This window comes from Oleiphilus sp. HI0043, assembly GCF_001634935.1.
The window spans coordinates 1-21,100 of record NZ_LWEY01001101.1 but is presented as its reverse complement, the minus strand read 5'-3'; the positions used below and the strand labels follow the sequence as shown (position 1 = coordinate 21,100).

Here is a 21,100-nt window from a genome sequence, read left to right as displayed (position 1 = left end):
AATTGCACTACGAAGTTGAAATAGCTTTTCATCCAGGCTCGTCTCATTTGATTGATCTAGCTGATGAAAAACTTCCTGCATTCTAAGTTTGCTTTGGTTAAGGTTATCTTTCTCATCTTGCCAAATTAGTTCGGCATCACTGCCAAAAATTTCTCTACGCTTTTCCCAGAGCATACCGTTTTTTGCTAAAGGAGATAATTCTTCCAGGTATAAATACTCTTCTGAAACCCAGTTTTGGTAGCGCTCTAAACCTTCAATGACACGAAAAATAGACTCGGCAAATTCAGGGAACGCTGCAAGCACAAGGCGAGTAAAACGCTCCTCCCCACTTTCCGGATACTTTTCCAATATATAACGTTTTACTGTTAAAAGACTCGCTTGAACCTTCAACTCGGCAATATGTTCTTTATAGTCTGCTCTTAGCTGAGCTAATATCTGAAGATCAAAGTCATCGTATTCCGAAGCGCCTAACTCAGTTTCGTTAACAGCTTGAACCGGCACCTCCAGGCTATAATTTCCTAAGATACTCTCTGGCTCCAGAGAGGTATTTGCTATATCCATCGAGTTAACGCTCAACTGATAGACAGTAACACTACCAGCTACCACTACCAGCCCAATAATCGATTTCTTCATTGATTATCATTCCTTAAAATGAAAACAACCCACTTGCTTCACAAGTGGGTTGCCTAATTAAGATATCCAATAGATAGCCTGCTACGATATCAGGTCGCAGGCCCTATCCTCTTTTATAACATTGGCTGCAATACTGGCCAAATAAGGTCAGCGAGCTTTTGCGAGCCACTGGTCGCAGGATGGATACCATCAATAATAATATCGCGGTCATTGATTACTGAGCGAGGGTCGATAAAGGTACAATTTGCTGTAGAGTTCGCACATGCCTGGGCTAAACGCATATCGCCATAATCAACCGCTTCTTCCACATCATCCAACCAAAGTAGTGCATTTTTAGGGTAGTAGTAGCCAAGGAAGATAACGTTTTCAACACCATTTGCATCGATATTATTCAACAAATTAACGACATCAACATACAAGTCGTCAATCAGGTTTTTACAAGAAGAGCTTAAACCCCACCACTGATACCACTCTGTCTTACAGTTGTACCAGTCAAACATAGTAATGATAGGGATAAGAATATCGTTACCTGCAGCATCCATAACGATCGTCTGGATATTCGGATTATCGTTCTTGGCAATCTCGAATTGCGTTGCAATATCAGTTGCATAGATACCGCCCGTTACTTCTGCACCCGAGATAGTATATTGACGGAACGTTTCTCCAGCATAGTCTTCAAGAATATCCTGAATCTTACCGGATAAAGCGAAAATCGAATCCCCAATGGTTACAACTTGATCGTTGTCAGCGTCTGTTACACGGTCATTGCTGACTAGACTACCAACACCGCCACAGCCTGTGAGTCCCGCAGAAATAAGTAATAATGCGATTATTTTCTTCATAATGAGTCCTTTTTATTTTATGTAATGATTGTTTTGTATAATCTTTTTACACAACATCAGCCCACGCTAGACTTGATGTAAAAAAGGCACATTAGCATTATTAGCCGGCGCCTCTCCATGACAGCACTTGCCTGTTTTTGACATTTGCGGTCACGAGTTCAAAGTTGTCGACCCGGTCTCGACTCTGAGTTATCTCAGGCCAGGTCATCTCGATACACAACAAGCTCATCCTCCTCACCATCTTTGACAAAGTAATAGGCGAGCATGGGTAATAGGGTAATTGAGCCAAGCATATTCCAAAGAAACATGAAGGTTAACAGTATCCCCATATCCGCTTGAAATTTGATCGGCGAAAAGATCCAGGTTGTAGTACCGATAGCCAGGGTCAGCCCTGTAAAAGCAACGGCTTTACCCGTTGAGTGGAGCGTATGGAAATAAGCTCTCTGTAAAGTCATGCCTTGCGTTAGGTACTCCTCTAGACGAGAGTAGATATAGATACCGTAATCGACACCTAAGCCCACACCCAAAGCAATAATTGGTAAGGTTGAAACCTTCACACCAATGCCTAAAAAGGCCATCAAGGCCGTACATAGAATGGAAGTCATCATCAAAGGCATAACAATGCAAACAACGGCTCGCATAGAGCGGTAGGCGAGCAAAACCATCATTCCGACAATCACATAAACAATAACCATCATAAAAGTCTGTGATTCAGCTATCACCTGGTTAGTCGCGACTTCAATACCTGCATTTCCAGCCGCCAACAATATTTGCACCTCATCTGACTCAAAGGTCTCCGTGTAAGCCTCTACCACATCAACCGTTCGCTGCAAGGTTTCCGCTTTATGGTCATTAAGAAAAATGAAAATAGGGGCTAAGCTGCAATCGCGATTAATAAAGCCCGAAGGCACGTGCTGCAAAGAAGTGTCGATAATTTTCTGGTTTCTCGATAATTCAAACCACTTATAACTCCCTTCATTAAATGCTTTGGTGACCGCCTTTGAAATATTCACTATCGAAACACTTAATTGAACACCCTCAGTATGATTTAGCTCCCACTGCAAACGCTCCATTAAATCCATCACTTCATAAGATACACATTGCTCTTGTGGCGTCTTAACCATCAGCACCATGACATCAGCACTGGTCGAGTAGTTACTGGTAATAAATGCATTATCCAGGTTATAACGAGAGTCAGGGCGTAACTCGGGAGCACCCGCATCTAGCTCTCCAATCTTCAACCCCTGGGAGACATAAAGACCCATTGCCACAGCAAATTGCGCAAGAATAATAAACTGCAAAGCATATTTATGAGATGCCATCTTCGCTATTCTTGCCCATATCGGGCTGGGGTGCTTTTCTACCTTACGCACATGCGCGATACCACGCTTAGTCACACCAAAGTAAGACATAATAATAGGCAGCAATACCATATTGGTGATGATAATACTGGCAATACCAACACTGGCACCAACGGCCAAGTCTTTTATCACATCCACCTCAACCACAATCAGGGTCATGAAACCAATTGCATCACTAATCAAGGCAAGCATCGCTGGCACATAATGGTGACGAAAAGTACGAAGCGTTGCCTCGAGTGACTCAAACCCTGCGCCCATTTCGTGGGTCAAGCCATTGATAAACTGGACCGAGTGGCTAATAGCAGTCGCGAATATAATAAAAGGAATCAGCACCGAATAAGGATCAAGACCATAGCCTAGTAAGTGCATAATCCCCATTTGCCATACCACCGCAACAATGGAGCAGCCAACAGCTGCCAGGGTGCTGGTAAGACATCGGGAATAGTGAAATAGCAAAGCCGCAGTAATCAATACAGCAACAGCGAAAAAGACAACGATCGCAGAGAAACCTTCAATCAAGTCGCCAATTTTTTTGGCAAAGCCAACAATCTGAATGTTGACCTTAGATCCTTCTCCCGCGTAGCGCTGCCTAACGTTTTCTTCCAACACCCTAGAAAAGTCGAGGTAATTTAACGGCTCCCCCGTCTCTGGGTTTTTCTCCAACAAGGGGACATAGACAATCGAAGACTTAAAATTATTCGCTACCAGGCGACCGATTTCACCCGAGCGCAAGATGTTCTGTCTCATTTGTTCCAGGCTGGCGTCACTTCCATCATAGTCATGAGGGATAACTGTCCCTCCCTGAAAACCCTCTTCTGTCACTTCAACCCAGCGAACATTAGGCGTCCACAGAGACTTTAACCCTGTACGATCCACCCCTGGTAAATAGAACACTTCATCACTAATTTTCTCTAGTACATCCAGATAATCCTTATCAAAAATATCACCTTGCTTGGCCTCGACCGAGATTCGAATAAAGTTCGCCAGGTTCTCAAGGTCCTCTCTGTTCTCAAGGAAGTTGATAACATAAGGGTGCTCTAAGGGGATCATTCTTTCCAGGCTGGCATCAGGCCTTACCTTCGTCCCCATATAAGCCAAAAACAAAGATACAGAGAGGAATAAGCACAAGACAACCAGCCTTCGGCTAAATATCCACCGCTCGACCATTGGCTCAGCAAGACTAACGCTCTGTAACTCTTGTTGTTCGATTTCACTCATTATCGTTTTTCACTCTTCTTACTTTTCAAGTGTCAGATTCGCATCTTAATAAGGCTGAAAGTGGACACCATGATCACTCACCAGCACCAATTCAGAGTTCTTTAATGTCGCAACAGCGTTATAAGCCTCTAGACCCGACTGTTTAACTTTAGAGAAAGTCTTACCCTGGTCGGTGCTGCGTACAATCACACCTGAAAAGCCACTTAATATCACCACGCCATTTTCATCAATCGTAGAGCCGGTTAAGTTAGTCGTTGCAGGCGTAGCAACCTTATCCCATGATTGACCTTCATCGGCTGAGCTATACACATTGCCTTTCAAACCATAAATCAACACTTCTTTGACCTGAGGGACTTCCTGAATGCCAAAAAAAGAGCCTTCATATGGGCTATATAAGGTTTCCCAGCTCTCCCCCTGATCATATGAGGCGAACATTGTGCCGGCCTCACCGACTATCAAAACGGCACCAGTGGATAAAACAGCAATTGAGTTTAGGTGGTAACGGTCAAAATTCTCTAAACGGTTTGCCATCGAAAACCAGGTCTTACCACCATCCTCGGTTGCAAAAAATAAACCGTAGGCACCGACAACATAGCCTTTATCTTTGTTTTCAAAATACACTTCCAAAAGAGGGTTCGCTGGCCCTAACTGGCTATCAAACTCAGCATTCGATAGGGCGAATTCGGCATCATCTAAATCGTAGGACAAATCGTCCTGAGCTTCCTCATCGGCGGCATCGTACTCTTCCCGAAGAGCTTGATAGTCTGCTTTAGCACCGTCAAGGAGCAGCTCATTAGCTCGCTTGCCATCAAACTGAAGCGTCCAGTTTTCGCCAGCATCTTGCGTATGAAGAACCACGGCACTATGCCCCACTGCCCAGCCATGGGTATCATCAACAAAGTACATCGCTGTGAGCATCGTTGAAACAGGCACCTTTGCCTGAACCCAGTTTTCACCTCCGTCATTAGAGTAAGCAATGACGCCGCGTTCGCCGATTGTTAGCAATCGATCACCGAGAGTCGTGACATCAAGAAAAGCCGACTTCTCGACATTGTTGAAGGTTCGCGAAGGCTCATCTAAACGATCCTTTAATTCAAGCGCACTAAGTGGCCCTGCAAGCAAAAGCAATAGAAAAAGGCGGTGCAGCATTTTGAGGCAAGCATAGCTATTCAACATGATGTTCAGTATTCTTTCCGTAATAAGTAGGTGCTTAATAAATTTAGCTCATCAATAGCAATAAGAAAAAGAATTTATGCCATATATCAATACTGCTGACGGTCAGCGAATTTATGTGCGCGACCTTGGCCCCAAAAACGCTAACACAGCTCCGATCATTCTACTCCATGGCTTTGGTATGCAGTCTCTGCATTGGCTACCTTTTGCCCTGCCCTTAGCAAGAAAGCAGCGTTTTATCATTCCCGATTTGCGAGGTTTTGGCCTTTCCCATCACATCAACCATGACCGGGATTGCGTCATGTCCAATTACGCAGACGATCTACAGCAAATAATCACTTCCTTAGAGCTGGAGAGTTTTAAATTAGCTGGTATATCAATGGGCGCCTTTGTTGCACTTAAGTACCAGGAAAAATATAGCGACAATCAGGTTGAACGTTATCTACATATCGACCAAAGTCCCAAATGCCTTAATGATAGTGAGTGGAAATGGGGGCTTTTTGGCGCAGAAAACCAAGAAAGACTCTCCGAAGCGACAGACCTAATAGGCAAGCTAGACCCTTATATTGAGGCTCAGGCAGCCTACGACACCCTCCCCAAAACACTAAGAAAAGAGTTATGGGATAATTTAGCAAGCTTCTTCTCTGATGCGCTGTCTCGCTCATCCCACAAAGCGATTGCCAGGAGAGTATGCTCAAATGAGTTTTTGGCCCGCAAAATAATGCCTGTCGATAACTGGCCCGTTTACATCACCTGTCTGAAAGCCTACATAGAACAAGACTACGACATGCTCGACGTTATCGCTAAGCTGAATAGCCCGCTGACATTAGTCGTTGGGCTTAAATCAACGATGTACCCCTGTACCGGCCAACTCCGCATTGCCGACCATCACCCCAATTGCGATGTTCTCACTTTCCGAAACAGCGGGCATACACCGCTTATCGATCAACCTTATCGCTTTTTTCAGACACTAAAAGGTTTTGCCCAAGCCTAAATTTTGACCTAAAAAACTGTTATGCTGCCGCCGAAATTTAAACAACATTTCTCGGAGTACTCGTGGAGAATATAACACCCGCATTAATTGGTGGATTACTGATAGGTCTTTCGGCCAGCCTTATTATGCTTTTTTACGGTCGTATCACCGGTGTCAGCAGCATGATTCAGAGCCTTGTTAAGCGCACACAAGGTAATACCTTAAACAGTTTTGCCTTCTTAGCAGGAATGGCTTTAGGTGCATTGTGCTTAAGCGAGCTCAGCCAAATTAATTCTCAACCCATTCCAAACCATCCGGTTATTATTATCCTTTCCGGACTACTTGTGGGCTACGGTACGTCAATGGGCAGTGGCTGCACCAGCGGCCATGGCATCTGCGGCATTAGTCGCCTTTCCCTGCGTTCGATCATCGCTACACTTTGTTTTATGACAAGCGGAATCATCACGGTAGCTATCGTGAGGCATGTCATATGAATGCTCTAATATATCTTTTCTTTGGTCTGTTATTCGGCCTGGGGCTCGCTTTTTCAGGTATGACTAACCCAGAAAAAGTCCTTGGCTTTCTCGACCTATTCGGCAACTGGGATCCGACGTTAATGTTTGTTATGGCTAGCGGCGTGGGAACGACCATGCTCGCCTACCATTTTATTTTCAAGCGTCGGCCGATAATAAATAGCGAGTTTTGTCTTCCAAACAAACAAAAACTGGATAAGCGGCTGATCATTGGTTCTGTTTTGTTCGGCGTCGGCTGGGGGCTTTATGGCTACTGCCCTGGCCCGGCTATTGCCGCCTTAAGCTACTTGCACAGCGATACTTTTTTGTTTGTCGCAGCGATGCTTGGTGGTACGATCATCCATACTGTACAAGGAAAAAAGCAACCTTAAGGGACGTGGACAGCTATGCCGGCAAATGCAACTCAAGTTCTTTGGCTTACACTCTATTTTGCCGTGCTCGGCTGGTCAGGCTACGAACCTATAGACTTGTATACCTGGGTGCTAGAAGTCGCTCCGGCGATCATCGGCCTGGTATTAATCGTTACGACAAGGCGAAGCTTTCCACTGACGCCCCTGCTGTACTTCCTAATCCTGATTCACTGTATCATTTTAATGATTGGTGGACATTACACCTACGCAGAAGTCCCCTTGTTCGACATGATAAAAGAAGCCTGGGACTTGGACCGCAACAATTACGATAAAGTTGGCCATTTCGCACAAGGCTTTGTCCCAGCCATTCTTGCCAGAGAAATCCTTATTCGAAAGCAGGTCGTTAACGGCGTCAGCTGGCTCAATTTCTATATTATTAGCATATGCTTGGCCTTCAGCGCATTTTATGAACTTATCGAATGGTGGGTCGCACTCTTATCAGACCAGGCAGCAGAAGCATTTTTAGGTACTCAAGGCGATAATTGGGATACTCAATCTGATATGGCAATTGCACTGGTAGGCGCGATTCTGGCTATTATCACACTCTCGAAAACACATAACCGCCAGTTACTCAGTCTTAAAAGCCGTGTAAAAGATGATTGACCCCTACGCAAACTCTTTAGAAATCCAGCTTCCTAACTGGTTAAGTGAATATCGTGCTAGCTACCAGATAAGTGAAAGCCTGAGCGAGCGAATGAAGTTCGTCATCGCGGCATCACAAAGAAACATTAATAAAGATACTGGCGGCCCCTTTGCCGCAGGCGTTTTTGAGACCGAGTCTGGCAAACTGATATCTTTAGGTGTCAACCTGGTCACAAGCCAAGGTCTATCAATATTACACGCAGAAATCCTTGCTATCAGCTTGGCTCAACAACAACTGGGTAGTTACGAACTAGCAAAATCCGAGCACCGGTTAGAACTGCTTACCAGTACCGAACCCTGCGCTATGTGCCTGGGAGCAATCCCCTGGTCAGGTATTCATCGCGTCGTCTGTGCGGCAACAGGCAAAGATGCCGAAGCGATAGGCTTTGACGAAGGAGATAAACCCAATGCTTGGAAAGCGGGTCTTGAAAAAAGAAAGATAGAAGTAATAACTGAAGTCTGCCGAGACGAAGCCAAAGCCGTACTAAACAGCTATGCTAATAAAAATGGACATATTTACTAGCATTCTCAGAACTAAGTTTATTTAGAAACCGCCTGGACTAGAATCCAAGGTTTAATCACTAAAGTCCACAGTTCGGCATCGGCCTCATACCAGGCTAAGGCCTGATCATCTGAAACCTGGGCAACCTGCCCCGAGGCTAGCCATTCCTTGAAGATCGGAGCATTATCTGCCGCAAACTGCTCGCCCACCAACAATAGATCAAGACCCGGAGCAACGTATAGCACCATGCCCGAGGCGAAGAAAGTCTGTAGCTCGCGCCAGGGAGCTCTAGCAGTTTCCAAGTTGAGTTTATGCTTAAGTGGAACTTGGTCATTAGCATTGAGTGACGGACTATCGGACATAAGCTACCTAACTTTACTTTCAAAGGAGTTTCGAACAGCAAGCTTTCGTCGCTCGCAGCCTTAAAGCAGGTAATGATACTGAATTTACACTAGAAGTATCCAGTAATAATGAACGATTCATATACTGGATACTTTTTAGATCCTAACAAACACTCAAGGACTGCTAGTTACGAGGCCATCACAGGCTGAACAAGGTCTTCAATATAACTTGATACGATGTCAGTACGGTGCTTCTCGAGCTGTTCAACAAAGTGCTTCACAATACGCTCAGGGTTAGGGAACAGCTTTGCATCGCCAACCAAACCAAACTGAATTTGCCCCGCATAGCTAATGATGCTCAAACCTAAACCGATATCACCCGTCTGGGGAACCCAGAACATCTGCTCTTTAATCTCAGCCCCAGCTAGGTAGCGAGTCTCTCTAGAACCAGGCACATTAGATAAGACAGCGGAGGTTTTGTTACCAAAACTTTCCAATAGGGTTTTCTGAACATTTTTAGGCAGCATGCCTGCCGCATAAAGAATGCCGTAGGACAAAGCTGGTTGAAGAGACTGTTTCAAAGAAATCATGTCATGCTTAATCTTGTAGACTCTCTCCAGCGGATTCTCGATCCCAACAGGCAAAGCCACAAAAACCGTTCCGAAGCAGTTACCCAGGTCGTCAGGGTTACCAGCCATATCCACTTTGCTTTCAGGGCGAATATTGACAGGCAAGGTCACGTGAACCTGCTTGCCATCGAGTTCTTCACCTGCAAGCAGCAACTCCTCGCGAAAGGCACCCGCAACACAAGAAATCAACAAGTCATTAATCTTACAGCCAACCACCTTGGAAATACCGTAAAACTTATCAAAGCTTATCGGCTCAGACCAGGCACAGGTTTTGCGAACACCTAACTTACCCTTCAAGACACGCTTAGGGTCTGGTGCCATCGTCGCCAACTGAGCTAGTTCTGCCGCTGCTTTAACTCCATCACCAACAAGCTCTCTAAGTGCTTCTTTATCGCGTAATACCTGAATACCTTCAGAAGAGACTTTCCTAGCCAATGAGGCATACCGATCTACACGAACTTTCGCAGTATCCACTACTTTCTGGTACCGGGGCCATTCGTAATTAATATCAGTAAGTGTCTCACTTTCTTCGGCCGCTACCTCGTCGTTATCCGCACATGAAGGTGAAAACGGTTTCACATTCGGCGCATCATCGGTAATCGAGTGAAAAACAGAAATCAAAGCTAGCCCGTCTGCATAGCTATGATGAACCCGCAGAATAATCGCATTACCCTGCTCATAGTTATCGACAAACAATAGCTGCCACAAAGGTTTGCTTGCATCCAGCGGTATGCTCGCCTGATCCGCAAGATAGCTCTGTAGAGCTTCTTTGTCTGCATTACCTGTTAGCGCAACACGTTTAACATGGTTATCAATATCGAAGTAAGGATCTTCCTGCCAATAATACTGCCCGGTCTTGAATACAGGGCAAGAAGTAAAGCGTGGAAAACGTAAGAAACGATTAATGATGGTATTTCTAAAATCATCAAAAGCCATACTCTCGGTAATGAGCATGGCATTTATAATCATCAGGTTGGTAGGAGAGTCCATACGCAACCAAGCTGTATCAGCACCTGTTAAAGGTTTTAATTTGCTGTTACTCATGCCTGACCCCAAATATTGTTTTTATGTAATGAGAACGACAGAACGATAGTGATTGCAAAGATAGCAGATATCTTGGCGAAACGGCACCAAGAAAGTAGTGTTATATCTGAGCAATATGACATTCAAGTTTCAATTGAAACCAAATGTTACATTTTTTAACACCGAAAAATAAGCCCATCTGCCATAATTATTTCATAGAGTTACAGACGCTTTTAAACTTAAGTTCTAAATAGCGCTCATTGTTTGACCAATTTAATATTCCATTGTTGCTCAAGCTGCGTATACTTATTGATAAATAATCTAACATTTGCACGGTTTCAGATACAAAGTGAAACCTAAGCAAAGCCATAGTCACAGGGCCTTCCAAGTGTGCAAACGCCGGAAAAGCCAGCTGCCAAATTTTAAGCGCAGCATGACTATTAGAGAGTTGGGAGAGTAAAATGCAAGCAATCCATGCGCGCAAACTGATAAAGCCGATCGAACAAAGCTATACCGAAATGTTTTCGGGCAAGGTCTTCACCGTCGGTAAAGGCGCGGTTAGCATTCGAAACCATAGCAGCCAAGCGAAACATACCGTTATTGGCGTTCACGGTTTTTTGGAAAATCATTGCTACTTTACGCAACTCTATAATGATTCTTCTACAGAATTGGTATTATTGACCTGCAGTAACTACCACGTTCCTGTTAGCGGCCCTATCCCAGAGCCAGCTGAGTGGGAAATACCTATTAAGTACCCTGAAGCGACCATTGAATACGATGCATGCGTCCTTAACCAGGCTCTCGAAAATTTACCGACAACTGAAAACATTCGTATTCACGGTCACTCTCGTGGCGGCGCCGTTATTCTCCAAGCGGTAAGCTTTCGACCAGAACTCTATAAGAATGTTGAGCTAATTCTCGAAGCGCCAGCCTTGCCTGGTGGTAAAACTCACCCACTAGTTTCAGCAATGCTGGAACCTGTCAGCCATGGTATGTGGCCCTGGGTTGTTCGTATGATTAATAGCACACCTTCATCGTCTTATGGACAAATGTTTTTTGGCAAGACCAATGAGCGCAAGAAACAACTGCTCAATAAGATGTTTAGTGCAACCAAAGACCATCTGACTATCGTGCGCAACATTGAGAACCTGTTTGCCTGGATGGATAAAGCTGACTATTCAGTTTATGAGCATGTTAAGCATGGCACCTTCCTAATCCCTAAACTAGATAGAATTCTTGACCGTGACTTAATGCTTGCCAGTGCCAAGCATAGCCCGAATGCCGTGAGAATTGTTGAAACTGATGCGATGAGCCATTTCGTATCACTGGACGACCCTAAATGGACACCGAGCCTTGACGACATGCCCACCGTTCTTAGCAACAAGCCCGCTCGTCCAACAATGAAACTCAACCCCGACCAGCAAAAGAAGCTACAATTATCTGCAGGCGTGTAGCACTTCTTAGCAGATAGTGACTCCGGCGTTGAGCCTTCAGCGCCCAAAACAGCCTTCAGCGCCAAAACAGCTCTCAACACCAGGCATTCAAAAATTCCACTCGATTCAGCGCCTGTCTTTCTATAGAATTCCAAACCTGTTCTATTGAGTATCAGGGATCCGCGATCACTATGAGCCGTGACAAGCTTCTTCACACCCATGCTTCTAGCCCTGCGGCCAAAAGGCTAAGAGAGGCAATGCTCAATTATCACGACTTCCAACAGCAATCAAAGCTCGACAATATCGACCACCACTTGGCAAAACTCGCTCACTGGCAAAGTGAGCGCTTAAAGTTCAGTCATCGCGATTTTTATCAATCAAGCGACTATCAAGACGGCTTATCCTTCCTGTTTACGGATTTATATTCAACCGAGGATTTCAGCGACCGCGATCGGGATCTTGAGCGAATATTTCCTAAAATGATCAAGCTTTTACCAAAAAAAATTCTTGAAACAGTGAGTCTTCTGGTAGAACTAAACTTACTTACTCAGCAGCTAGATCAGCGGCTTGCTGAAATCATATTTATTGAACACAACAGCAATGAGCTAAACGAGAAGATCTATTGTGAAGCTTATCGCGCTAGCGACAATCATGGCCAGCGACTATACCAGATACAACTGACTTCACAGCTGGGACAAAAACTCGACAAGTATGCGCGTAGCTCCGTCATCTTATTTACCTTACGCATGACCGAAGGTGCCGCAGAAATGGCTGGACTACAAGCACTTCATCAATTCTTAATGACCGGCTTTGAAGCCTTTCATAGCATGAAGGATGTACGCACGCTGATGAATACCTTAAGCGAAAGAGAAACCGTCTATCTCGATGAGATTTATCAAGGCAATAATCACCCCTTCAATTTTGACCTGAGCATATAAGCACAAAGGAAATACACATGACCGACCGCATCATTCTTGAACGAGTAAGGCTGGAGATTAAAGATCAAATTGCCTATGTAACCTTAGTTCGTGCAAGTAAGCTCAACGCACTCGATATAGCTATGTTTGAGGCCATTGCAAAAGTGGCTAAAGAACTTAAAAAGAACAAGTCTATCAGAGCGGTCATTCTATCTGGTGACGGTGATGCTTTCTGCTCTGGACTAGACATAAAAAGCGTTTTGAAAAGTCCGGTAGCCGCGCTCAAACTTTTGGTTAAACCCGGCACCAAGGCCTCAAACCTGGCCCAGGATGTCAGCTACCTGTGGCGCGATGCTCCCGTTCCTGTCATTGCAGTGACACACGGAAAATGCTGGGGAGGCGGCTTTCAAATCGCATTGGGTGCCGACTTTAGATACAGCACACCCGATTGCGAATTCTCTATCATGGAAGCACGCTGGGGTCTGATTCCCGACATGGGCGGCACACTAACGCTGAGAGAGCTGGCACCGATTGATATCGTCAAAGAGCTTGCGATGACGGGCCGAGTTTTCAATGCTGAAGAGGCTAAATCATATAACTTGATTACCCATATCTATGATGACCCGATGACCAAGGCAGTCGAATTCGCTGAAGAGATCAAACAGCGCTCGCCAGATGCCGTTGCCAGCAACAAGCTGCTTTTCAACAAAACCTGGCTTAGCACCATCAAACAGGCTTTAAATTGGGAAACAAAATTACAACGCAAGCTGATCGGTCGTTACAACCAGAGAGCAGCAGTCAGCCAAGGCACCAAAGGCGCGAAGCCCTTACCTTTTAAGAATCGCAGCTAAGCTTGAATCAAACAGGCTAGAAGCGATACTTTCCCGCCTCAACAGCCGCTTGTAATTCAGCATTAAAGGGCTGATAAGCTGTGTCGCCTGGAAGACAGACCCATACCGGGTCTGTTATCTGCTCCAAATCATAAGCAATTTTCTTCAAGTCAGTTTTCTTGTATTTGAAGGTTCCCGTTGTCTCCATCGATGAAGACAATCGAATAAAAATCGGCCGGGCATATGCGGGCAGATTCTCACTTAAATGTTGGTAGACCTCTGAAGAGTCAAAATGAGCACCTTTCTCAAGCGTAATAGATGCCATTCCCGCTCTACCGTTTGTCTCGGGTATCTCGACACCATAAACCACAGCATCAGCTACAGCAGTCATCTGAGCCAATACATTCTCGACCTCAGTTGTCGAAACGTTCTCACCCTTCCAACGAAAAGTATCACCCAGGCGATCAACAAATTGGGCATGATTGAAGCCTTGATCTCGCATCAAGTCACCGGTATTAAACCAAGCATCCCCCTGTTTGAAGACATTTCTCAAGATGGTGCGTTCGGTTTTCTCTGGGTCGGTATAACCATCAAAAGGGGTTTTATCGGTAATTTCACCCAATAGTAATCCCGCCTGTCCTTTTTTGACCCGTCGCAGGAAGCCATCGTGATGCCTGACTGGACAATCTTCTTCTAAATCATACTCGACAATGGCGTAAGGGATTGTCGTGAAGCCAACGGTAAAATCATGATTGAATATATTGAGAAAACCTACATTCCCCTCACTAGAGCCATAAAACTCCATCACCTTATCGACACCAAAGCGCTGTTTAAAACCCGCCCACAGGTTTGCTCGCAAACCGTTACCAAAAATCATTCTTACCTGATGATTTTTATCATCAGCACTTTCTGGCTGAGACATCAAATAGCGACACAACTCACCAACATAACAAATAGCAGTTGCTTGCGTTCGTCTTACCTCAGACCAAAATCTACTAGCAGAGAATTGTCGCGCCATAACCAAGCAGGCATCACCAGCCAAGACACTGCCCCATGCAACTACCAAGGCTGTACCATGATAAAATGGCAAGGTCACATAAGCTCGGTCACGCGGTGTCAGCTGTAAACATGCCAGTCCCGCACCACCAAAGGCTTTCATAAAACGTCCATGAGTCAAAATAGCCGCTTTCGGCAGCCCGGTCGTACCAGAGGTATAAAAATAACAGAAAGCCTCGGAAGGACGACTCCTCAAGGTACTACCCGGATTCTCTGAGCTTTCTTTCCTCTGCACCGCCGCAAGATCTGTCCAGCCATCAGGCAAAGCATCAGGGTCAACATCACTAAGCAAAGTGTCAGCATCATCAAAGAAAAAGCGAGCATTACTAGAAACAGGAAGACTACTCTCTACCTCAGAAATCGCTGAAAATAGCTCTCGCCCGACAATAATTGCTTTAGCATCGACGAGCTCAAAACTGTGGCGTAACACCGCGGCGCGCTGACTGGTATTGATGAGCGCACTCACGGCCCCTATTTTGGCAATCGCAGCAACACAGGCCAATAGCTCTGGGCGATTCTCCATAAAAACAGCAATGACATCACCTTTGCCGTAACCAGAGTTCAGAAGTGATCGCGCAAGTCGGTTAACCCACTGATTGAAGATCTGGTAAGTAAATTCCCGCTCTTCGAAAATTAACGCAAGCCCTTGCGGATTTCTTGAGGCCGACTGTTCAAGACAAACCCCCATCCCGGCAGGGTAATCACCTGGTTTTCGGCTCGCGATATACATTCCCTTGACTCTCTTGGGCGTACCTTTGATAAAAGCCGGTAGCTTAGAAACAAAACGAGGAAATGAGATGGTATTCGCCACTGCTTCAGTATCTGCGTTACACTTGGATATCGGGGCCATAAATTAGCTCTTTTTATTAGTTCGGCGCTTTACATCATCGGAAATTTACTTAGGAAAGACACTCATCTAATCGGCGAATAATTGATTTCTCAATTTTGGATTTAAGAGGCATAAGTAAGAAACCCAGCTCCATTTTCAGGTCAACCTGTTGTGGTAGCACTGTCATTCGCCCCTTAGCTCCAGCACCTTTGAAGCGCACTGTATCACCTTCCCAATGATATTTAACACCAAATTCCTCAGCCAAACTGACGACCATATCTTCGGAAATCTTCTTAATTTCATCGTGAGCCAAATGATGCTCTCGAACAACCTGTATCACTGACATATATTTTTCTCTAATCTGTTTACTGCTCTAGCCCTAACTTTGAACTTCTTCCAAAACGCGGCTCAATTAGACGCCCTAAATCTTTAAGCTAACGAAGCGCTTTCTATTCGGGCGAAACCCGACAGTTTACCTCGATTGCTCTTGATGCAAAACAACTGCCTAGCAAAGTTCATTCATTTACCTACAAGTCATGATAGTTTTCCTGACACAGCAGAGTTAGAATGAGCACAATTTTTAGATCCGCGTTACATATAGATGAGTATAGCCCATGACCCAAGAGTCTCACACACAAGATTCACAGGCCCAGCAATCACAAGATGACACTACCCACTTTGGCTTTAAAAATGTCAAAGCTGAAGAGAAAGCAGGAAAAGTCGCTGATGTTTTTCATTCGGTTGCCAGCAAATACGACATCATGAATGATTTGATGTCTTTAGGCATTCACCGCGTATGGAAGAAGTTAACGATCGAATCCAGTGGTGTCCGTCCGGGACATAAGGTCTTGGATATTGCAGGTGGAACGGGAGACCTGACCATGCAATTCTCCAAACGCGTTGGTGAACAAGGGCAAGTTATTCTCGCCGATATTAATTCATCCATGCTGAATGTCGGGCGTGACCGTTTACTAGACAGAGGCTACGGCAGCAACATCGATTTTGTTCAAGCCAACGCCGAAACACTCCCTTTTCCAGACAACTATTTTAATTGTGTCAGCATCGCCTTTGGCCTTAGAAATGTGACAGATAAAGACAAGGCACTAGCCTCAATGGCACGCGTATTAAAACCAGGCGGCAGACTATTGGTTCTTGAGTTTTCCAAGCCAAAGAATGACCTGCTCAGTAAAGTTTACGACCAGTACTCTTTCAAGGCTCTGCCTTTAATGGGGCGTTTGATCACCAATGATAGTGAAAGCTATCAATACTTGGCAGAGTCTATTCGCATGCACCCTGACCAGGAAACCTTAAAAGGTATGATGGAAAACGCAGGCTTTGCCAATTGTCGTTATCACAACATGAGCGGCGGCATTGTTGCTCTACATACGGGTATAAAACCTTAAGATGAGCCTTATGGACACTAAGCGGCTAACTAAAATTGCAGTTACTATTGAAAGTGCAATCAATACAGCTCTTTCAATGGACCCTGCGGCTCAGAAACATTTAAAACGCCTTAGAGACTGTGTGCTAGCCATTAGTGTCAGTTCCCCTAGCAAAGTTATCTATGTGGGCGTTGAAGAGCAAAACGAAGCCCAAAGTAACGAGTCAGACGATAACACCCAAGTGGTTTATCGAGTTGCCATACTCCCCGCTCAGGACCATTCCAGCGTTCAGATCAAAGGTTCCTTACTGTCCTTTATTAAACTTGCTAGCTCTAAGGACAAAAGCTTACTCTTCAAAACCAACGAAATTCAACTAAGTGGCGAATCTGTCAGAATTCAACAAATTCAGGCATTCCTTAGCATCGTCAGTGTTGACTGGGAAGGCATTCTCGCTTCTGTTATCGGCGATATTCCCGCACATATTATCGGCACCTCTATTCGCCAAAGTTTGAGTTTTGGCAAAAACCTGACTCAATCTTTGATCAGAGATGCGGAAGAGTTTATTAAGTATGAATTACGCCTGTTTCCAAATAAGGCTGCTGCTAAAAAGCAATTTGCAGCGATCGACAAGCTCTATCAGGCAAGCGAAGCTTTAGAGAAGAAAATTAAGGCTCGACTTGGTGATAAGTCAAATCAAGATAGCACTGTTAGCCAAGAGCAAACGACCAATTAACGCATAAATAAGAGATCAATAAACTCCGTGTCGAAGTTATTACTACTTACCAAACTCCGCAGAATATTCGTGATTCTGTGGGTCATTAGTCGCTACCGCCTAGACGAGTTTATTCCGCTTGCTCAGCTCCCCTTAAGCGCCAGACTACTTCTAATTCTTGCACCTTGGCACTTTTTTCCAAAACCGAAGATGTCTCGCGGTGAGCGAATCCGCTTAGCTTTGGAAACTCTGGGCCCTATCTTCATTAAGTTTGGACAGATACTCTCTACCCGACGCGACTTGCTACCTGATGATATTGCGGATCACCTCAAAAACCTACAGGATCAGGTCACGCCGTTTTCAGGAGCTATATCCAAGGCTTTAATTGAAAAAGGCTTGGGGAAGAAGGTTGGAGAAGTATTCCAAGAGTTTGACGATGAACCACTAGCTACCGCTTCCATTGCACAAGTACATAGCGCCACGCTACATTCAGGTAAAGAGGTAGTCGTCAAAGTCATTCGTCCTGGCATTGAGCGAACCATCGACCAAGATATTGCCGTCATGCTGTTCTTTGCTCTGGTTCTGGAAAACTATTGGGTGGATGGTAAGCGACTTCACCCGGTACAGGTCGTAAGAGATTATGAAAAAACAATTTACGATGAGCTCGACCTGCAAAGGGAAGCAGCAAATGCCTCCCAGATCCGTAGAAACTTTCTAGATTCTGAACTGATCTACATCCCGGAAATTCATTGGGACTACACTAACCAGCACGTTCTGGTCATGGAACGGGTGTATGGTATTCCTGTTGCTGACGTTGACGCGCTGAGAACCGCCGGGGTCAACCTGAAAGCACTTGCCGAACGCGGCGTAGAGATCTTCTTTACTCAAGTATTTCGCGATAGCTTCTTTCATGCTGACATGCACCCTGGAAACATATTCGTCTCGTCAAAGAATCCTCACAACCCGCAATACATTGCCATCGACTTTGGTATCGTTGGCACACTAACGCCTGAGGATCAAAACTACCTCGCACGCAATCTGCTCGCCTTCTTCAAGCGTGACTACAAAATGGTTGCCGAGTTACATATTTCATCAGGCTGGGTTCCTGAGGACACACGTGCAGACGAGTTTGAATCAGCCATCCGTACGGTTTGCGAGCCTATTTTCGAACGCCCGCTAAAAGACATATCCTTTGGACAGTTTCTGCTGCGCTTGTTCCAAACAGCGCGTCGCTTCAATATGGAAGTTCAACCCCAGCTTGTACTGTTGCAAAAAACCCTACTAAACATCGAGGGCTTAGGGCGGCAGCTCTATCCAGACCTGGATCTTTGGAACACGGCACAACCTTATCTAGAAAAATGGATGAAACAGCGCATCGCACCACCTGGTGTTTGGAAAAACGTTAAACAGCACTTGCCTGAGTGGCTTGAACAGTCACCAGAAGTGCCCAAGTTGATATTTGATGCCATGAATCAAATTAAGCACTTAGATAGCTTTACACAAAAGCGCGAACAGCAAACTATCCAGCTAAAAAATGACATAAATCTACAGCGCAAACAAACAAAAGACTATATGATAGGTGGTACCTTGTTGGTGCTAGCCATTGCCCTAAGTAAACCAGACACACAGCAGTGGTTAACAAATTTAACCTGGTCTGAAATCGGGCCAGCAATAGTCGGTGCGTACTTTATATTCCGCACCAAACGAATCACGAAATAACAGGCAGTTTAGTTACCATGTCTACGGTTTTAGAACAGTTAACAGAAGTTTTGGCCGAGCGTCGACAAGCCGATGCCAGCAGCTCTTATGTTGCCAGCCTACACGCCAAAGGCTTAAATAAAATATTGGAAAAGGTCGGTGAAGAGTGCACCGAAGCAATTCTTGCAGCCAAAGATGCTCAGGATGACGAAGGTAAGAAAGCCTTAGTCTATGAAACCGCTGATTTATGGTTTCACAGCCTGGTAATGCTTTCACACCTGGACCTCGAAGCTAAGGACATCCTTCAAGAACTTGAGCGTCGTTTTGACTTATCAGGCCTTGAAGAAAAAGCATCTCGTAAACAGAAATAGGAGAAGGTTATGGGTATCAGTCCAATGCAGCTACTGATTATATTATTGATCGTAGCACTTATTTTCGGCACCAAGAAACTACGCAATATGGGCGGAGACTTGGGTGGCGCCGTAAAAGGCTTTAAAAAAGCCATAAAAGATGATGAGAAAGCCGCTGTAGAAAAGAAAGACAGCGACATCATCGAAGGCAAAGCTGAAAAAGTCGAAAGCAATGATAAAGAGCAACAAAAGTAACCCTGATCAGGCACTAGCTATCGAATACTATGTTTGACGTTGGTTTTTTAGAGCTCGTCTTAATCGCTATCATCGGCCTATTGGTTTTAGGACCCGAGCGCCTGCCCGTTGCCGCTAGAACTCTGGGTCGCTGGTTTGGCAAAGCACGCCGCATGACCAGCCAGTTCACTCAGGAAATAAATCGCCAGATAGAACTCGAAGACCTAAAAAGCGAGCTTAAAAAGCAGGGCGAGAGTTTGGACATTAATGAAGATGTCGAAATGATCCAGAATACCGTTAAAGACGCCCTCAAAGAAGCTGAAGAGTTCGAGCCCTTACCAAGAGATGAGTATGACAAGCTGTTTCAGGCACCAAAAGAGCCTGATTCGTCAAAAGACCTTCAAAGCAATACGCAAAACGACAAGCCTAAGCAGTCATAACATGGCCTCCGTAATAAGCTAAGCATAGTAAAGACATGAGTAAGACTTCTGACAACGCAACTGAAAACGACACTGTAGTCGACCAAGGCCAGCCTCTAATCAGCCATCTGATAGAATTGCGCACACGCCTCCTGCGTTCTGTGCTTTGCGTTATATTGATCTTCGCAGGCCTTTACTATTTTGCCAACGATATCTACCTGATTGTCTCAGAGCCACTTAGGGTCTTTTTACCCGAAGGTAGCACCATGATCGCGACCGATGTCGCATCACCCTTCTTTACCCCCTTCAAACTGGCTCTAATGACGGCACTGTTTATATCAATGCCTTATGTGCTCTTTCAAATATGGGGTTTTATCGCACCTGCACTCTATGAGAACGAAAAACGGCTCGCCTATCCTTTACTGCTATCGAGCATAATATTGTTCTATCTCGGCATGGCATTCGCTTACTTTGTCGTCTTTCCTTTAGTGTTTGGCTTTTTCACCAGTGCCGCACCTGAAGGCGTCACTGTAATGACCGATATCAGTCGCTATCTTGACTTCATTCTAAAGCTATTCTTCGCATTTGGTTTAGCCTTCGAAATCCCAATCGCAACCATTATTTTGGTTGCGGCAGGTATTACCAGCTCAGCTAGCCTAAGTGAAAAACGCCCTTACATCGTGGTTGGCTGCTTCGTTATCGGTATGTTATTGACGCCTCCAGATGTTATTTCGCAAACTCTTTTAGCAGTTCCAATGTGGGCTCTCTTTGAAGTCGGAGTGCTGTTTTCAAAACTCGTCGAAAAGAAGCGCAACGAAGAACCTGTAAGCGAATAACAATTAGATGAACCTGCTACTGTTATTCCCCGAAAATATGCACAGCGAAACACTGGCTGAGATTTCCGGTCGTCAACTCGAACATATGCATGAGACTCTAAAGTCAAAAGTTGGAGATAACATA

Annotated in this window: 23 protein-coding genes; 15 read left to right on the top strand and 8 right to left on the bottom strand. The window is 45.0% G+C overall.

What is annotated here, in order from left to right; genetic code table 11:
- From A3729_RS12120 to A3729_RS12105, 4 genes are all read right to left on the bottom strand, one after another.
- On the bottom strand, positions 1–633 hold a 633-nt coding region (locus A3729_RS12120; RefSeq protein WP_156497917.1), incomplete at its 3' end, for a hypothetical protein.
- A 113-nt stretch (positions 634–746) separates the two neighbouring features.
- Entirely contained in the window at positions 747–1,475 is a 729-nt protein-coding gene (locus tag A3729_RS12115; protein WP_068516756.1) for an SGNH/GDSL hydrolase family protein, read from the bottom strand.
- 194 nt (positions 1,476–1,669) lie between these two features.
- Positions 1,670–4,054, bottom strand: coding sequence for an RND family transporter (locus A3729_RS12110; protein WP_068516754.1), 2,385 nt, complete (start codon positions 4,052–4,054; stop codon positions 1,670–1,672).
- A gap of 45 nt (positions 4,055–4,099) precedes the next feature.
- Complete coding sequence (locus tag A3729_RS12105; protein WP_082865196.1) at positions 4,100–5,230, bottom strand: YCF48-related protein; 1,131 nt, start codon at positions 5,228–5,230, stop codon at positions 4,100–4,102.
- 76 nt (positions 5,231–5,306) lie between these two features.
- Here A3729_RS12105 and A3729_RS12100 point away from each other — a divergent pair, with 76 nt between their 5' ends.
- From A3729_RS12100 to A3729_RS12080, 5 genes are all read left to right on the top strand, one after another.
- Positions 5,307–6,221 carry an alpha/beta fold hydrolase gene (locus A3729_RS12100; RefSeq protein WP_068509332.1) on the top strand — a complete coding sequence of 305 codons (915 nt, stop codon included), beginning with the start codon at positions 5,307–5,309 and terminating at the stop codon, positions 6,219–6,221.
- A gap of 62 nt (positions 6,222–6,283) precedes the next feature.
- Positions 6,284–6,694 (top strand): YeeE/YedE family protein, encoded by a 411-nt coding sequence (locus A3729_RS12095; RefSeq protein ID WP_068516751.1) that lies wholly within the window; start codon positions 6,284–6,286, stop codon positions 6,692–6,694.
- A complete protein-coding gene (locus A3729_RS12090; RefSeq protein WP_068516746.1) occupies positions 6,691–7,104 on the top strand; it encodes a DUF6691 family protein in 414 nt (137 codons plus the stop codon). Before A3729_RS12095 ends, A3729_RS12090 begins: the two co-directional genes overlap by 4 nt.
- 15 nt (positions 7,105–7,119) lie before the next feature.
- Complete coding sequence (locus A3729_RS12085; protein ID WP_068516744.1) at positions 7,120–7,746, top strand: DUF2238 domain-containing protein; 627 nt, start codon at positions 7,120–7,122, stop codon at positions 7,744–7,746.
- Positions 7,739–8,308, top strand: a complete 570-nt coding sequence (locus A3729_RS12080; protein ID WP_068509914.1) for a nucleoside deaminase — start codon at positions 7,739–7,741, stop codon at positions 8,306–8,308. The genes A3729_RS12085 and A3729_RS12080 overlap by 8 nt, the downstream gene beginning before the upstream one ends.
- A 17-nt stretch (positions 8,309–8,325) precedes the next feature.
- Here the strand turns inward: A3729_RS12080 and A3729_RS12075 are convergent, their stop codons facing one another.
- Entirely contained in the window at positions 8,326–8,649 is a 324-nt protein-coding gene (locus tag A3729_RS12075; protein WP_068516741.1) for a DUF2288 domain-containing protein, read from the bottom strand.
- 167 nt (positions 8,650–8,816) lie between these two features.
- The gene (locus tag A3729_RS12070) at positions 8,817–10,301 is read right to left on the bottom strand and encodes a wax ester/triacylglycerol synthase family O-acyltransferase (protein WP_068514503.1); all 1,485 of its coding nucleotides are present in this window, start codon (positions 10,299–10,301) and stop codon (positions 8,817–8,819) included.
- Positions 10,302–10,741: 440 nt separating this feature from the next.
- Here A3729_RS12070 and A3729_RS12065 point away from each other — a divergent pair, with 440 nt between their 5' ends.
- The 3 genes from A3729_RS12065 (at position 10,742) to A3729_RS12055 (ending at position 13,481) form a co-directional block, all read left to right on the top strand.
- Positions 10,742–11,734, top strand: a complete 993-nt coding sequence (locus tag A3729_RS12065; protein ID WP_068516739.1) for an alpha/beta hydrolase — start codon at positions 10,742–10,744, stop codon at positions 11,732–11,734.
- A 170-nt stretch (positions 11,735–11,904) separates the two neighbouring features.
- On the top strand, positions 11,905–12,651 hold the full coding sequence (locus A3729_RS12060; RefSeq protein WP_068514029.1) for a hypothetical protein: 747 nt from the start codon (positions 11,905–11,907) through the stop codon (positions 12,649–12,651).
- 17 nt (positions 12,652–12,668) lie between these two features.
- The gene (locus A3729_RS12055; RefSeq protein ID WP_068516736.1) at positions 12,669–13,481 is read left to right on the top strand and encodes a crotonase/enoyl-CoA hydratase family protein; all 813 of its coding nucleotides are present in this window, start codon (positions 12,669–12,671) and stop codon (positions 13,479–13,481) included.
- Between the two features lie 16 nt (positions 13,482–13,497).
- Here the strand turns inward: A3729_RS12055 and A3729_RS12050 are convergent, their stop codons facing one another.
- Both A3729_RS12050 and A3729_RS12045 read right to left on the bottom strand, forming a co-directional pair.
- Positions 13,498–15,366 (bottom strand): long-chain-acyl-CoA synthetase, encoded by a 1,869-nt coding sequence (locus A3729_RS12050; protein WP_068516732.1) that lies wholly within the window; start codon positions 15,364–15,366, stop codon positions 13,498–13,500.
- Between the two features lie 49 nt (positions 15,367–15,415).
- On the bottom strand, positions 15,416–15,691 hold the full coding sequence (locus tag A3729_RS12045) for a polyhydroxyalkanoic acid system family protein (RefSeq protein WP_068516730.1): 276 nt from the start codon (positions 15,689–15,691) through the stop codon (positions 15,416–15,418).
- Positions 15,692–15,959: 268 nt separating this feature from the next.
- Between A3729_RS12045 and ubiE the strand changes: the two genes are divergently transcribed.
- From ubiE to tatC, 7 genes are read left to right on the top strand one after another with little or no spacing between them, the layout of a single operon-like run.
- Entirely contained in the window at positions 15,960–16,748 is a 789-nt protein-coding gene (gene ubiE, locus A3729_RS12040) for a bifunctional demethylmenaquinone methyltransferase/2-methoxy-6-polyprenyl-1,4-benzoquinol methylase UbiE (RefSeq protein WP_068516050.1), read from the top strand.
- 10 nt (positions 16,749–16,758) lie between these two features.
- Positions 16,759–17,460 carry an SCP2 domain-containing protein gene (locus A3729_RS12035; RefSeq protein ID WP_068516727.1) on the top strand — a complete coding sequence of 234 codons (702 nt, stop codon included), beginning with the start codon at positions 16,759–16,761 and terminating at the stop codon, positions 17,458–17,460.
- Positions 17,461–17,487: 27 nt separating this feature from the next.
- Positions 17,488–19,158 (top strand): ubiquinone biosynthesis regulatory protein kinase UbiB, encoded by a 1,671-nt coding sequence (gene ubiB, locus A3729_RS12030; RefSeq protein ID WP_068516722.1) that lies wholly within the window; start codon positions 17,488–17,490, stop codon positions 19,156–19,158.
- Positions 19,159–19,175: 17 nt separating this feature from the next.
- Entirely contained in the window at positions 19,176–19,508 is a 333-nt protein-coding gene (locus A3729_RS12025; RefSeq protein ID WP_068512015.1) for a phosphoribosyl-ATP diphosphatase, read from the top strand.
- A 9-nt stretch (positions 19,509–19,517) separates the two neighbouring features.
- Positions 19,518–19,742 carry a twin-arginine translocase TatA/TatE family subunit gene (tatA, locus tag A3729_RS12020; protein ID WP_068512005.1) on the top strand — a complete coding sequence of 75 codons (225 nt, stop codon included), beginning with the start codon at positions 19,518–19,520 and terminating at the stop codon, positions 19,740–19,742.
- Between the two features lie 29 nt (positions 19,743–19,771).
- On the top strand, positions 19,772–20,161 hold the full coding sequence (tatB, locus tag A3729_RS12015; protein WP_068512008.1) for a Sec-independent protein translocase protein TatB: 390 nt from the start codon (positions 19,772–19,774) through the stop codon (positions 20,159–20,161).
- A gap of 35 nt (positions 20,162–20,196) precedes the next feature.
- A complete protein-coding gene (gene tatC, locus A3729_RS12010) occupies positions 20,197–20,976 on the top strand; it encodes a twin-arginine translocase subunit TatC (RefSeq protein WP_068510193.1) in 780 nt (259 codons plus the stop codon).
- The last annotated feature ends 124 nt before the right edge of the window (positions 20,977–21,100 follow it).